The sequence below is a fragment of the Cellulosimicrobium sp. BMG9.23 genome (assembly GCF_059159985.1).
Window position 1 is genome coordinate 1 of record NZ_JBZGBZ010000017.1, and the last position, 14,218, is coordinate 14,218.

Consider the following 14,218-nt stretch of genomic DNA (forward strand, 5'->3'; position numbering starts at 1 on the left):
TTCGTCGTCCACGCGGTGTTGTCCCCCGCCGCCGAGCAGGTATCGGTACGCGACACCGTCGTCCGACGCACGGACCGCGATCGAGATCTGAGCGCCGCTCGCGTTCCTGAACACGAAGACGGACTCGTTGTGCCTGTACTCGCGCTGCTCCTCCTTGCCCGTCGTCATCGAGTAGGAGTCGGAGACCAGGGAGTTCCTGCGCTCGACGAAGGTCAGGCCCGAGCGGAAGTCTCCGTCCGACCCGGCGAGGCCGAGGCGCGCGGCCGACACCACGAGCGTCCCACCGTCGTAGACCTCGACAGCCACGCGCCCCGCCGAGTTCAGCGTGAGCTGAGCGCTGATCGGCGAGCCGTCGGGGGCCCGGGTCTCCCACCGGCTCACCACCCCGGGCTCTGGCGGCGCATCGTCGTTGCAGACCAGCCTCGCGTCCGCCCAGTCGGCGTGGTCGTCGTTCTTGCCGTCCGCACCCTCCACGGCCTGCAGGACGAGCGTCTGGACACCCCTGACATCCGCCGTCAACTCGCGCGGCCCGTCGGCTCCCGTCACCACGCCGCTGTCAGCGAGCACCCGTCCGTCGCCGAGCACCCTGAACTGCACCGAACCCGCATCACCGGCCACCTCGTCGTCGATCCCGATGAACGAGGAGAACGAACGACAGTTCGCGTCAAGGTCGACCGAGACCGAACCAGTGGCATGCATACCCACGCCCTTGCCATAACCGACACCACCGATGGTGATGGGTCCGCCGTCACGGGCCCCCGCTTCACCGTTCGACATATTTCGCTCGACCGGGCCGAAACCGTTCGACTCGGCCGACCACGAAATGTCCGAGACGAACACCTCGCCCGTGGGCGCGGCGATCGCCGGCCCGGCGACACCGACGAGCGCCGCAGTACCGATCAGGAGACCGGTGGTGAAGAATGCAGATGATGAGACCCCGCGGGGCCATGAATGTTGAGTTCGCACGATTCTCCTTCGAATGTGGCGCGTCCATCCGCGAGGGACGGGTGTGCAGATCGTAGGACGCCCACGGACGGTCGATCAACGAACTGATCGAAACTGCCCCTCATCGGATTTCGACCGTTCACAACTGATCAGCGCTTCTCGCGTGTCCGAGCAATATTTCTTGGTGGCCGCAACTCTTCGGATCTGATGGTGCGCGCCGGCGGACCGACCTGGTCGGAATGGATCGAGGCCCCTGGTGACGAGGCCCGACAATGCCCCGGCCGCGCCATTCGGCGGCCGGTGAGCAAGTCGGCGCAGGTGTCCAGGATGCACCGAGCGCGCGCGGGCCCGACGACGCCGCGCCAGCCGAGTTCGGCGGGCCGTCGGGATGCACGCCGAGCTTCACGTCCACCTCCTCGCACGCGGAGATCACGGCGTCGAGGAAGTGCCGGTCGCGCGCGTACCTGTCCTCGTGCGTCACGCCCTCTTACGCAGGGTTCAGCTCGGCGAAGCTCGCGAGCCGTTCGGGCTCCCAGCCCGGGAACGGCAATCCTGCGTGCTCTTCTCCACCTCCTCGAAGCGGCTCTCGGGCGACATCCGGTCGACGACGGCCTGCTCGTAGAAGAGCACCGTCGAGCCGTCCGGCAGCGGGTGCCACTGGGCGGTCCGCGGCCAGTCCAGGACCGGCATGACGTCGAACCGATGGCGTGCAGGAGCGGGCCGTACCCTCGTCGTCGTCCAAGAGCTCGCGCGAAGCCGCGTGGAAAGTCGTCGGACATGGTCATGGTGTACGCGGATCCTGCGGATGTCGGTGTCATCCGAGGACGCTGGGGCTGACGACGGCGAGGCGGGGCCTCATGCTCGTGGGGCTCGTGGCGCCGATCGGGATCGTCTGATCGCAGCTGGCCGGCAGAACGTCATGAGCGATCTGCACGGATCGGAGTGGCCGCGGTTCATTCGCGCGGATGTCTGCCGATGATGCGCCCCTCCGGATCTGCGACACGTACGTCGACACCGGCGCTACGGAATCCGTCCAGCTGGGATCGATCCGCACGACTGTCGGTGACCAGGACATCGATCCTGTCCGGCGGAACCGTCTGGACCATGGAGTCCTGGCCGACCTTCGTGTGGTCGGCAAGGACGATCACACGTTCAGCGGCATCCACGGAGGCTCGATCGAAGCTCGCGACGTGCATGTTCGGGGTGGACAGCCCATTGCTCGCCGTCAACCCGTTACCGGACAGCACCACGCTGTTGAAGCGCATCCTCGAGACGGTGCGGTCAGCGTCACCACCGATCGCCGCCCGGATTCCAGCGCGCAGGATCCCTCCGATCAGGAGTACGTCGACGTCGCGCATGGCCGAGAGCGCGTCGGCGACCAACAACGAGTTGGTGGCGATCATCAGTCGTCGACGACCGATCCGGCGCGCGAGCGCCTGTGTCGTCGTCCCTGCTCCGAGCAGGACGACCTCCCCCTCCTCGAGGAGATCCGCGGCCGTCTCTGCGATCGCAAGCTTCTCGTCTGCCGCCACGACCGACTTCTCGAGATAGGTGGGTTCGTCCATCGCCGACCGGGTCAGCCGGGCGCCGCCGCGATGCCGGACGAGCCGTTCGTCCTGCTCCAGGGCGCGCAGGTCGCGCCGCACCGTGACCTCGGAAACGTTCAGCATGCGGGCGAAATCGCCCACCGAGACAGCTCCGTGGACTGCGAGCATCGAGAGGACCAGCTCTCGCCGTTCGTCCGTGAACATCGAAATTCCTCACTGTCGTGGTGTCGCGGCTTCGTCGCTGCGCCGTGTGTCGTGAGCGGGACGGTCACCACCGGGCACGATCACCTCAGATCGAAACTGCTCGGTGACGGTCCGTCGAGATCTCGAGGACTCGCGGCCCAGGGCCTCGTCCGGAAGGTGCACGGCGGCGCCGTCGCGCCGCATCCGACGGCGAGCCGGGTTCGCAAGAGAAGCACGCGCGAGACGAGCGCGAAGGCCTCCGCACCCGGGCTTCCTCCTGGCGCCCCGTTCCGCCGTAGCCGACGCCATCGCCTGACCAGAGGGGCCCTCGCTCCCCCAGAAGGGTCAGAGTGCTCCGGTGATCGCCGCGAGGATGGTCTCGTGCGGCGTGCCCGCGTCGAATGAACCGTTGTTCCGGCCGTGCCGCAAGACCTCGATCCGGTCGGACACCGCGCGCACGTCCGTCATGTTGTGGCTGATCAGGATCACCCCCAGACCCATGTCTCGCAGACGCTGGATATGGGTGAGCACTTCGGCGGTCTGCGCGACCGACAAGGCCGCCGTCGGCTCGTCGAGAATTACGATGCGCGGACTACCGACAAGTGTGCGTGCGATGGCTACCGCCTGGCGTTGTCCGCCCGACAGGTTGCGCAACGGAGTCCGCACCGAAGGGATGCGCACGGTGAGGATCTGCAGGATGTCGCGTGTGACCCGTTCCATCTCCATGTCCCGCAGCATTCCGTGGCGGGTCCGCAGCTCGCGCCCGAGAAAGATGTTCTGCGCGACGTCGAGGTTCTCCGCCAGCGCGAGGCCCTGGAACACCGTCGCCACCCCGAGCTCGTTGGCTGTCGCCGCCGATGGAATGCTGACAGGTATGCCGTCGATCTCGATGAGGCCCGAGTCGGGCGTGAGGACGCCTGCGACGACTTTCGCGATCGTGGACTTGCCCGCTCCGTTGTCGCCGACCAGCGCGACGACCTCGCCCGCACGCACGATCATGTCGAAACCGACCAGAGCCTCGACCGCCCCAAACCGCTTGGTGATCTGGTACAACGCCAGGAGTGGCGTACCACCGTGACTCATGAGGGTCCCTTTCCGCCCGCGGCGCCGATGCCGGGGGGTTCGTCTGACGAAACCGAGCCGGGCGTCAGCGGAAGCTCGGCGGACTGGAGTGCAAGGACGAGCGCCCCGACGATCTCGGCGCGCGAGCCGAGCGCCGCACCGACGACTTCGACCGGAGCGGGAACGCTCAGCAGCGCACGGCGACGCACCGCTTCCCGTACTGGGTCGAGCAGGATGGCTCCTGTCTCCGCGAGCTCGCCACCGACGACGATCCGCTGCGGCGTGATCGCCGTCGCGAGATCGGCGACGACCCGCCCGATAACCGCACCGGCGTCGGCGACGACGCGGACGCACCCGGGGTCCCCTTGCCTGGCGCGAGAGACTACGTCGCGCAGGGTCATGTGTCCGTGACTCGCGCGCAGCGGTTCGAGGAACGCCTGGCCCCCCACCACCGTGTCGAGGCAACCGCGGCTTCCGCACCGGCACACGTCGCCGCTCGGGTCGACGATCACGTGGCCGATCTCGCCCGCGGTACCGCTCGGTCCGACCAGAATCCGGCCGCCCAGCAGGATGCCCGCACCGGTGCCGTGGGACACGCGCACGTAGAGAGAGTCATAGCACTCTCTCGTGGCGCCGGCCGTACTCTCGGCGAGTGCTCCGAGATTGGCATCGTTGCCGACGAAGACCGGTCGTGCGATGCGCTTGCCGAGCACCTGCGCGATCGGAAGGTCGTCCCAACCTCGAAACACTCCGCGCACCGTGACCATCCCCGAGTCGGAGTCGACAGGGGCGGGCACCCCGACGCCGACGCCCACCACCTCGTCGAGCGTACGGCCGAGGCGTTCGAGGAGCTCCACGATGAGGAGCGCGGCCCGGTCGAGCGTCGTGTCGGCGCGGTGCTCGTACGGGAGCGGGAGCGACTGCTCGGCGAGGACTTCGTGCGACGCGTCCGCGATCGCCACACGAAGCTGCCGGATCCCGATCTCCACGCCGGCGACAAGACCCAGCCGGTCGGCTAAGGTCACGAGCTGGGCGCGTCGCCCTGATCGCGTCGTGCTGCGAACCTCGACGAGGTTGGCGGCGAGGAGCTCCTTGACGATCGTCGATACGGTCGCCGCGGAAAGGCCCGTCGCCCCGGTCAGCTCCACCTGGGTCAGGCTTCCGTACTGCTTGACGGCGTCGAGCAGTACGGCGCGGTTGGCTTCGCGCAACGAGGACTGCGAGCCAGACATAGAACGCTGTCCTCTCACGCTCGGAGTCTAGTCGGACCGCTCGATCGCACCCCGAAGAGCGGGTGCGACCGAGCCTGGCAGCGGGAGCTGCGATCAGCGCAGTGCGGACACCCGACGCTTGTTGTAGACGTCGAATGCCACCGCCAGCAGGAGCACAAGGCCCTTGACGACCTGCTGCGTCGACTGCGGGACCCCCATGAGCTGCATGCCGTTCGACATGACAGCCATGATGAGACCGCCGACCATGGCGCCGGTGATCCGGCCGACACCGCCGGTCGTGGAGGCGCCGCCGATGAAGCACGCGGCGATCGCGTCGAGCTCGAACATGTTGCCGGCACTGGGCTGTGCACCGTTCATGCGCGAGGAGTAGACGATACCGGCGACCGACGCGAGCACGCCCATGTTGACGAACACCCAGAAGTTGACGCGACGCACCTTGACGCCCGACAGCTGTGCCGCGTTGAGGTTGCCGCCGATCGCGTAGACGTGGCGCCCGAACACAGTTTTCTGCATGACGAGCGAGTACACGATGATGAGCACAGCGAGGAGGATGAGGATGTTCGGCAGGCCGCGGCTCTGGGCGAGCTGGTAGCCGAACCACATGACGATCACCGCCACGGCCGCGATCTTCAGGACGAACAGCGGCATCGTCTCGACCGCCTGCCTGTACGCGATCTTTCCTCGTCGAGAGCGCCACTGACTCACGGTGTAGCCCGCCACCGCGACGGCGAAGATCACGAGCGTGAAGACGTCGACCCCGTTCCCGCCGAGAAGACCGTTCTGAAACCCGTTCGCGATGTTGTAGTACTGCCCGCCGAACGGGGAGAGTGAGACGTTCTGGAGCACCTGGTAGGTCAGCCCGCGGAACAGGAGCATGCCGGCAAGGGTGACGATGAATCCTGGAATACCGACGTAGGCGACCCAGAAGCCCTGCCACAGGCCGACGAGCAGACCGACGACGAGCGCAGCAAGGACGCCCACCCACCATGGCAGGCCGTTCCGGATGACGAGCACCGCCGACACCGCGCCCGTGAGGGCGACGACGGATCCGACCGACAGATCGATGTGGCCGGCCACGATGACCATCAGCATCCCGATCGCGAGGATGAGGATGTAGGAGTACTGCAGCACGATGTTTGTGAGGTTCCCGGGACTGAGGAAGTTCTGGTTCAGCACGGAGAACAGGACCACGATCGCGACGAACGCGACGACGATGCCGCTCTGCCGCAGGTTCCTGCTCGCCATCTCCCGGAGTCCGGCCATGGCGGTCATTCGACGCCTTCCTTCGCTGTGTCGTTCGCCGGCTCACCGGCGACGGGGACGTCGTCGTCGAGGATGTCCGGCCGTTCGAGGGTCATGAGCTCCATGAGGTTCTCCTGGGTCGCCTCCGTCGCGCGCATCTGACCGGTGATCCGGCCCGCGGAGAGGGTGTAGATGCGGTCGCAGATGCCGAGGAGCTCAGGGAGCTCGGACGAGATGACGACGACGGACCGCCCCGACGCGACGAACTGATTGATGAGCACGTAGATCTCGTACTTGGCACCGACGTCGATGCCTCGCGTCGGCTCGTCGAGGATGAGCAGCTCGGGGTCGGTGAAGAGCCACTTGGACAGCACGACCTTTTGCTGGTTCCCGCCCGAGAGCTGTCCGACCAGCGACATGACGGTGGGCGTCTTGATGTTGAGATCCCTCCGGTATCGGTCGGCGACCTCCAGCTCCTCGTTGTCGTTGATCCAGCCGCGCCGTGTGAGCTTGCCGAGTCCCGCCGCTGAGATGTTGTGGCGGACGTCGTCGATCAGGTTGAGCCCGAAGGTCTTGCGGTCCTCTGTCGCGTACGCGATCCCGTTCTCGATCGCTTCCGCCACCGTCCGGGTCTGCACCTCCCTGCCGCGGAGGTAGATGCGTCCGTCGATCTTGCGCCCGTAGGTCTGACCGAAGATGCTCATCGCGAGCTCGGTGCGCCCGGCGCCCATGAGGCCGGCGATCCCGACGACCTCACCTGATTGCACGTCGAGGCTCGCGCCGTCGATAACACGTCTACCTGCCTGGGTCGGGTGCAGGACGGTCCAGTTCTCGATCCGCAGCACTTCCTCGCCGATCCGCGGGACGCGCTCGGGGAATCGCTGGCTGAGGTCGCGCCCGACCATGCCGCGGATGATCCGGTTCTGGGTGGCCGACGGATCCGACATGTCCATCGTCTCGACCGTCCGCCCGTCGCGGATGATCGTCGTGCGATCGGCGATCTCGGCGACCTCGTTCAGCTTGTGCGAGATGATGATGCACGTGATTCCCTCGGCCTGGAGCTGACGCAGCAGGCCCAGCAGATGCTCGGAGTCGTTGTCGTTGAGCGCCGCGGTCGGCTCGTCGAGGATCAGCAGGCGCACCTTCTTCGAGAGAGCCTTCGCGATCTCGACGAGCTGCTGCTTTCCGACACCCAGCTGGCCGATCGGCGTGGTGGGGTTCTCGTGCAGCCCGATCCGCTCGAGGAGCACGGTGGCGTCGTGGTTCGCACGATTCCAGTCGATGAGGCCGAGAGCACTGCGCGTCTCGTTGCCGAGGAAGATGTTCTCCGCGACCGACAGGTGGGGCACGAGGGCGAGCTCCTGGTGGATGATGACGATGCCCTCGGCCTCGGAGTCGTTGATGGACCCGAATCGCACGGGCCTGCCGTCGAGGAGGATCTCTCCGTCATAGGAGCCGTGCGGGTAGACGCCGGACAGCACCTTCATCAACGTGGACTTGCCGGCGCCGTTCTCGCCGCAGATCGCGTGGATCTCGCCGCTCAGGATCGAGAGGTCGACCGACTCCAGTGCCTTGACGCCAGGAAACTCCTTGGTGATGGATCGCATCTCGAGGATGTGATCGCTCATGAGCGCTCCTTGCTCGGTGGGGGACGGGCCCGGCGCATGGCTGCGCCGGGCCCGTCGAGGAATGAGGTCAGTCGGCGACGCCTGCGTCGACCTCTTCCTGTGTGTAGTACTCCGAGTCGACCAGGAGCGGACCGATGTCCTCGGCGAACACGGTGTCGGACGGGAGGAGGTAGGACGGGACGACCTTCACTCCGTTGTCGTACGTATCGGTGTCGTTCGCCTCGGGCTCCTCGCCCTCGACGAACGCCTGCGTCACCACGACGGCCCGGTCGGCGAGCTTGCGCGTGTCCTTGAAGATCGTCGACGACTGCACACCGTCGTTGATCAGCTTGACCGAGGCGATCTCGGCGTCCTGACCCGTCACCACGGGAAGGCCGTCGTCGAGAGTCGGGCCCATCCCCACCCCCTGCAGCGCCGTGATGATGCCGCGCGAGAGCCCGTCGAACGGCGAGAGCACCCCGTGCAGCTCGGTCCCGTCGGAGTACGTCGAGGTCAGCAGGTCCTCCATCCGCTTCTGCGCGGTCTCCTGCAGCCAGCGCAACGTCGCGACCTGGTCGAACTCGGTCTGGCCGGACGGAACGACCAGCGTGCCGTCAGCGAGGTACGGCTCGAGCGTGTCCATCGCGCCGTCGAAGAAGAATCCGGCGTTGTTGTCGTCGGGCGAACCTGCGAACAGCTCGATGTTGTACGGGCCCTCGGCCTCGCCCGTCGGCTTGCCGTTATGGTCCGTGATGCCGAGACCCGTGAGGAGTGCGGACGCCTGGGCGACGCCCACGGCGTAGTTGTCGAACGTCACGTAGAAGTCGACGTTCTCGCTGTCCCGGATGAGCCTGTCGTACGCGATCACCGGGATTCCGGCGGCCGCGGCGGCGTCGAGCTGGCTCGTGAGTGCCGTCCCGTCGATCGAGGCGATGATGAGGACGTCGACACCGCCTGTGATCATCGAGTCGATCTGCTGGGTCTGGGTCGGGATGTCGTCACCTGCGAACTGCAGGTCGACCTCGTAGCCGAGCCCCTCGAGCCCGGTCTCGACCGCCTCCCCGTCGGCGATCCACCGCTCGGACGTCTCGGTCGGCATCGCCACTCCGACCGTCACGTCCTCGGCGTTCTCGACACCATCGGTCTCCGACTCCTCACCCCCGGCACCTTCGCCGCTGCAGGCAGCAAGCGCCAGCACCAGCACCGAGCTTGCCGCGGCCACGCCCCAACGGGCCCTGGTCACACGTCGCATCGTCGCGCTCCTTCACTCATCGTCGAGTTGCGGCCTGTGCCGCACCGCGGTCGTCGACGACCACGCGGTCCGAGCATCTTGGATTCGCGCCTCGAAGTCAACTCTCCGTTATCAATTCGACATCTAAAGCCATGGCCACACCCACGAGGTTCACCGCGCTTCCTGCGGTCCTTTTTTGCTCGCCGGGGCGTCCTGCGAAGCGGACGCGGTCCGAGGGACGGTCGTGGAGGAGCGGACGATCAGCTCAACGGGGAGCTGGTCCGTGAGATCGACGGTGGACGCGATGGTGCGCGTCGGGAACACGGGCGTCGCGCGACGTTCGCCAGGCCGCGTCACCAACCTGCGACCCGCAACACCTCGAGGTTGTCGGAAGGGCCGATCAGGGTCGTCGGAGCAAACAGGTTCTGTCCCGCGAATGACGCTCCGTCGCGCGGGTGAAGTTTTCCGACGCCCCGTTGAGCCCACAGGCTCGCATACCGCGATCTCTTAGCGCGCACGGCCAGGGGATGGCCGCTCGTGCAGAATGACTGCACCGGCCATCGGAGGTCGTCAGTCCCACGACGGCAGGCCCGGGGCAGGACCTGAACTCGGGGTCGAGACGCGCGCGACCCGCCCCACCAAGGGACGGTGAGACGGGTCGCGGAGCCCGAGCGCTCGACGGCTGTCCGGTCAGTACAGGATCGACGTCTTGCCCCGCGGCCATGCCAGCGTGGCGTAGATCTGGACCATCGCCGCCTGGCCGAGCAGCTCCGTGGTCCCGCCGTCGACAGGGAACAGCCCGGTCTCGGGATCGCGCACCTCGCGCCACTGCGTGTCCGCGTAGTCCGCCATCGCGTCGCGGTAGGTCGTCCCGCCCGTCACGGACTCCAGGAGCAGCAGGTTCTTGAACCAGATGGAGTTGAAGAACATGGGCTGGTTCTCGAGGCGGCTCTCGGTGACGTAGAAGCGGTACGAGGCACTCGCGATCGCCTCCGCCTTGCGCAGGTACTCCTCCTCGCCCGTCGCCTGGTACAGCAGGGCGTACGTGCCGAGGGGCACGCCCTGGTTGTACGACCACTGCGTCCTGTCGATCGAGCCGTCGAGCTTGACGTTGTCCCAGTACAGCCCGTTCGGCGCGAGGAGGTGCTGATCGGTCCACGTCGTCATGCGCTCGGCCCAGCTCAGGTACTCCTCGTCACCCGTGATCATGTACAGCCGGGTGGCGAGCTGGGCGCCGGGCATCGTGGAGACCGTGTTGCGGTCGGTGCTCCAGGTCGCCTGAGTCCAGAAAACGCCGCCGGGCGCAGGGTGCGTGGGGTCGGTGTCCCAGCCCGAGACGACCAGCTCGAAGATCTCCTCCGCCCGCTCGAGGGCTGCCTCGTCGCCCGTGTCGAGGTACTGCTGCACCTTGGCGAGAGCCACCCACTCGTTGTCGTCGTAGAAGATGTCGCCACCACCGCCGTAGGGCGCCCGCGGGTACGAGTCGTATCCCGGCAGGCCCGTCGTGCCGCCCTCCGCGTTCCAGAAGTGCTCCTGACCGCGGTCGCGGTCGGCGAGGTCGTCGACGAACTGGTTCCCGGCACGCCCCGGGAGGCCCGTGAGGTCGAGCGTCGCGATGTGGGCCTGCGAGAACGGCCACTCGAACGAGTAGGGCCGGTCGTCAGCCTTGCGCGGGTAGTGCTCCAGGTAGAGGGAGGAACCGTCGTCGACGTACAGGTACTCCTGCATCGCCTCATAGCTGGCCAGGGCGCGGTCTACCTGCGTGCGGTGCGACGTACCACGCCCGTCTCCTTCCGTCCTGCCTCCGCCCGAGGCGGACGCGGGGGCAGCCGCGCCCAGGACGCACGTCGCCGCGACGACCACGCCGATCGTTCTGGAAAACCTCATTGCTCTCTCCCTTGCTCGGTGGTGCTCGGTGGTGCTCGGTCTGGGTGGAGGTGCCGAGACGTGCCCGGAAGGCGCGCGCGGCCGAGCGACGCCGGCGGGACCCTCAGCGGCGGAAGCGCAGCGTCAGCACCTGGAACGGCGTGAGGTCGACGACGACGTCCCCGCCGTCCGTCCGGGCGTCGCCCACGCGGCGCTCGAGCAGGTCCGTGACCTCCGCGCCGTCGTGGTCGAAGCCGGCGCGCACACGCGCCGTCGCACGCCCTCCGTGGCTCTCGTACAGCCGCACGACGACGTCGCCGCTGCCGTCCTCGGCGAGCTTGACCGCCTCGACCACGACGGCGTCGTCGTCCACGGTGAGCAGCGGCTCGACGTCGCGCTCGCCCACGACGACGCGCTCCGGGAGGTTGAGCGCATACCCGTGCCGGATCGCGTCGGCGATCCCGGCGCCGACGACGAGCTCGCACCTCAGCACGTGCTCGCCCTGGTCGGCGTCCGGGTCGGGGAAGAGCGGTGCGCGCAGGAGGGAGAGGCGCACGGTCGTCCCCGTCCGCCCGCCGGGCGGTGTCGTCACGGCGGAGCCGCCGGACGGTGTCGCCGCCGTGTCGTCGCCCACGCGCGTGCGCGTCACGTCGTGCCCGTACGTCGAGTCGTTCGTGACCGCGACGCCGAAGCCCGGCTCGCCGACGTGCACCCACCGGTGCGCGACGGTCTCGAACCGTGCGGCGTCCCACGACGTGTTGACGTGGGTCGCGCGCTGCACGTGCCCGAACTGGATCTCCGACGAGGCGCGCTCGGCGTGCACGTCGAGCGGGAAGGCGAGCTTGAGCAGCTTCTGGCGCTCGTGCCAGTCGACGCGCGTCGTGATGCGCAGCGCGGGGGCGTCGGCGGCGAGCTCGAGCACCTGCTCGACCCGCGAGTCGCCGAACGAGCGCACCACGCGCAGCGCCGCCGTCCCGTCGCCTCCGGTCGTCCCGCCGCCCGTGCCCGCCTGGACGACCGGCTCCACGACCTCCGCGTCGACGAGGTCCGTGACGTTGCGCCGGTAGTGCTCGTCGATGTCCCACGCGTCCCACTCGTTGGGCACGTCGCGGTGCAGCTGGAGGAGATTCGCGCGCGCGCCGGGCAGGACCGCGTCGCGCCCGGTCACCCGGTCCACGGCCGAGGTCACGAGGCCCGCGCCGTCGACGACCACGCGGACCGCCGCGTTCTCGAGGACCCAGCCGTCGCCGTCCCGCACCAGCGTGGCACCCCTCGTCCCCGTCGTGCCGACGGCCGCACCTGCCCCGAGCGCGGCGACCCCGCCGCGCGCGAACGGCGACGCGTTGGCCACGACGCGCCGCTGCCCGGCCCCGACGAGCGCCCGCAGCGCCTCGTCGACGATGCCGTCCAGCTCGACCGCGATCTCGGCGTAGTTCCGCTCGGCCTCGCGGTGCACCCACGCGATCGACGAGCCGGGCAGGATGTCGTGGAACTGCTGCAGCAGCACGAGGCGCCACAGCCGTTCGAGGTCCTTGGCGGGGTAGGTCGCGCCGACGCGCACCGCCGCGGTCGTCGCCCATAGCTCGGCCTCGCGCAGCAGGTGCTCGCTGCGGCGGTTGCCGCGCTTGGTCCGGGCCTGGGACGTGTAGGTGCCGCGGTGGTACTCGAGGTACATCTCGCCCACCCAGGTGGGCGGTGCGGCGTACTCGGCCCGCACAGTCTCGAAGAAGGTCGGCGGGTCCGACAGCGTCACGCGCGGCGAGCCCTCGAGGTCCGCGGTGCGGTGGGCGGCGGCGACCATCTCGCGCGTCGGACCGCCGCCGCCGTCGCCGTACCCGAACGGCACGAGCGACGTGTTCGCCCGCCCCTTCTCGGCGAACTGGCGCTCGGCGCGCGCGAGCTCGGGCGCCGAGAGGTCGGAGTTGTACGTGTCCACCGGCGGGAAGTGCGTGAACACCCGGCTCCCGTCGAGGCCCTCCCACCAGAAGGTGTGGTGCGGCATCGTGTTGGTGTCGTTCCACGAGATCTTCTGGGTGAGGAAGTGGTCGCTCCCCGCGAGGCGCGCGAGCTGCGGCAGCGCCGCGGTGTACCCGAACGAGTCCGGCAGCCACACCTCGCGCGGCTCCACCCCTAGCTCCTCGATGAACCAGCGCTTGCCCGCGACGAGCTGTCGGGCGAGTGCCTCACCACCCGGCATGTTCGTGTCGGACTCGACCCACATCCCACCCACGGGCACGAACCGGCCCTCGCGCACCTTCTCGCGGATGCGCTCGAACAGCTCCGGGTAGAACTCCTGGATCCAGGCGTACTGCTGGGCCGACGAGCACGCGAACGTCAGGTCGGGGTCCTCGTCCATGAGCGACAGGACGTTCGAGAAGGTCCGCGCACACTTGCGCACGGTCTCGCGCACGGGCCACAGCCAGGCCGAGTCGATGTGCGCGTGGCCGACCGCGTGGACGCGGTGGGCGCTCGCGGCCGCCGGGCTCGCGAGCACGTCCGCGAGCGCCGCGCGGCCCGCGGCGGCGGTCCCCGCGACGTCGGCCGGGTCGACCGCGTCGAGCATGTCCTCGAGCGCCCGCAGCACCTCGGCGGAGCGCGGGCTCGTGGCCGGCAGCACGGCGACGAGCCCGGCGAGCGCGCGCACGTCCTGCAGGAGGTCCCAGACGACCTCGTCGACGAGCACGACGTCGACGGCGCGCAACGCGTAGATCGGGACCGTGCCCGCGGTCGCCTTGTCGCCCATCGGCGTCGGGCGGGTCCAGGCGCCGCCCGGGACGTCCGGGTTGGACGCCGCCTCGACGTACAGGTCCACGACGCCGTCCGCCGCGCGCGACCCGGGCACGCCGGGCACGCCGCGCAGCGGGACGTGCTGGTTGCGCGGCTCGACCGCCTTGACGATCCGCCCGTCCGGCGACCAGACCGTGCCCTCGGCCTGGAACCCGGGCTGGGCCGTCGTGAAGCCCAGGTCCACGACGACCTCGGCGCGTGTGCCGTCCGGCGCGGCGTCGTCGCGCCACTCGGGCGGCACCGCACCCGTGACGTGGAACCACACGGTCCCCCACGGGCGCCCCCACGGGGAGCCGACGGCGAACGGGGCGTAGGTCGCGGCCCTCGCCTCGCAGAACGGGACGGGCTCGTCGGGCACCTCCCACGCGGCGACGTCGAGCGGGCGACGCTCGCGCAGGACGGCCGGTTCGAGGCGCTCACGGACGAAGCGCTCGAGGCGGGCGATGGTGCGGACGGTGGTGTCGTGCATGGGGTCTCCTGGGGGTGCGGGAGGCGACGGTGCTGCCGGGGCCGGTC

Annotated in this window: 11 protein-coding genes; all 11 read right to left on the reverse strand. The window is 68.8% G+C overall.

Going from position 1 to position 14,218, the window contains the following annotated elements; all coding sequences use genetic code 11:
- A partial coding sequence (locus AC4H2G_RS21325; RefSeq protein ID WP_494367747.1) for an NPCBM/NEW2 domain-containing protein occupies positions 1-966 on the reverse strand: 966 nt, incomplete at its 3' end.
- Positions 967-1,084: 118 nt separating this feature from the next.
- Positions 1,085-1,426, reverse strand: a complete 342-nt coding sequence (locus AC4H2G_RS21330; protein WP_494367748.1) for a mannonate dehydratase — start codon at positions 1,424-1,426, stop codon at positions 1,085-1,087.
- Positions 1,427-1,443: 17 nt separating this feature from the next.
- Positions 1,444-1,635 (reverse strand): mannonate dehydratase, encoded by a 192-nt coding sequence (locus AC4H2G_RS21335; RefSeq protein WP_494367749.1) that lies wholly within the window; start codon positions 1,633-1,635, stop codon positions 1,444-1,446.
- Between the two features lie 263 nt (positions 1,636-1,898).
- Complete coding sequence (locus AC4H2G_RS21340) at positions 1,899-2,696, reverse strand: DeoR/GlpR family DNA-binding transcription regulator (RefSeq protein WP_494367750.1); 798 nt, start codon at positions 2,694-2,696, stop codon at positions 1,899-1,901.
- 324 nt (positions 2,697-3,020) lie between these two features.
- A complete protein-coding gene (locus AC4H2G_RS21345; protein ID WP_494367751.1) occupies positions 3,021-3,758 on the reverse strand; it encodes an ATP-binding cassette domain-containing protein in 738 nt (245 codons plus the stop codon).
- Entirely contained in the window at positions 3,755-4,969 is a 1,215-nt protein-coding gene (locus tag AC4H2G_RS21350; RefSeq protein WP_494367768.1) for an ROK family transcriptional regulator, read from the reverse strand. The genes AC4H2G_RS21345 and AC4H2G_RS21350 overlap by 4 nt, the downstream gene beginning before the upstream one ends.
- A 93-nt stretch (positions 4,970-5,062) precedes the next feature.
- A complete protein-coding gene (gene mmsB / locus AC4H2G_RS21355) occupies positions 5,063-6,241 on the reverse strand; it encodes a multiple monosaccharide ABC transporter permease (protein ID WP_494367752.1) in 1,179 nt (392 codons plus the stop codon).
- Positions 6,238-7,839 carry a multiple monosaccharide ABC transporter ATP-binding protein gene (gene mmsA, locus AC4H2G_RS21360; protein ID WP_494367753.1) on the reverse strand — a complete coding sequence of 534 codons (1,602 nt, stop codon included), beginning with the start codon at positions 7,837-7,839 and terminating at the stop codon, positions 6,238-6,240. The genes mmsB and mmsA overlap by 4 nt, the downstream gene beginning before the upstream one ends.
- Before the next feature lie 67 nt (positions 7,840-7,906).
- On the reverse strand, positions 7,907-9,070 hold the full coding sequence (chvE, locus tag AC4H2G_RS21365) for a multiple monosaccharide ABC transporter substrate-binding protein (RefSeq protein WP_494367754.1): 1,164 nt from the start codon (positions 9,068-9,070) through the stop codon (positions 7,907-7,909).
- Positions 9,071-9,739: 669 nt separating this feature from the next.
- Positions 9,740-10,936, reverse strand: a complete 1,197-nt coding sequence (locus AC4H2G_RS21370; RefSeq protein WP_494367755.1) for a glycoside hydrolase family 76 protein — start codon at positions 10,934-10,936, stop codon at positions 9,740-9,742.
- A gap of 103 nt (positions 10,937-11,039) precedes the next feature.
- Positions 11,040-14,171, reverse strand: coding sequence for an alpha-mannosidase (locus AC4H2G_RS21375; protein ID WP_494367756.1), 3,132 nt, complete (start codon positions 14,169-14,171; stop codon positions 11,040-11,042).
- Positions 14,172-14,218 lie beyond the last annotated feature (47 nt).

What these genes read in the sequence shown, in the direction of transcription:
- AC4H2G_RS21335 (WP_494367749.1), bottom strand. Translation starts at nt 1,635, where the DNA reads ATGCCGGTCCTGGACTGGCCGCGGACCGCCCAGTGGCACCCGCTGCCG.
- AC4H2G_RS21340 (WP_494367750.1), bottom strand. Translation starts at nt 2,696, where the DNA reads ATGTTCACGGACGAACGGCGAGAGCTGGTCCTCTCGATGCTCGCAGTC.
- AC4H2G_RS21345 (WP_494367751.1), bottom strand. Translation starts at nt 3,758, where the DNA reads ATGAGTCACGGTGGTACGCCACTCCTGGCGTTGTACCAGATCACCAAG.
- AC4H2G_RS21350 (WP_494367768.1), bottom strand. Translation starts at nt 4,969, where the DNA reads ATGTCTGGCTCGCAGTCCTCGTTGCGCGAAGCCAACCGCGCCGTACTG.
- mmsB (WP_494367752.1), bottom strand. Translation starts at nt 6,241, where the DNA reads ATGACCGCCATGGCCGGACTCCGGGAGATGGCGAGCAGGAACCTGCGG.
- mmsA (WP_494367753.1), bottom strand. Translation starts at nt 7,839, where the DNA reads ATGAGCGATCACATCCTCGAGATGCGATCCATCACCAAGGAGTTTCCT.
- chvE (WP_494367754.1), bottom strand. Translation starts at nt 9,070, where the DNA reads ATGCGACGTGTGACCAGGGCCCGTTGGGGCGTGGCCGCGGCAAGCTCG.
- AC4H2G_RS21370 (WP_494367755.1), bottom strand. Translation starts at nt 10,936, where the DNA reads ATGAGGTTTTCCAGAACGATCGGCGTGGTCGTCGCGGCGACGTGCGTC.
- AC4H2G_RS21375 (WP_494367756.1), bottom strand. Translation starts at nt 14,171, where the DNA reads ATGCACGACACCACCGTCCGCACCATCGCCCGCCTCGAGCGCTTCGTC.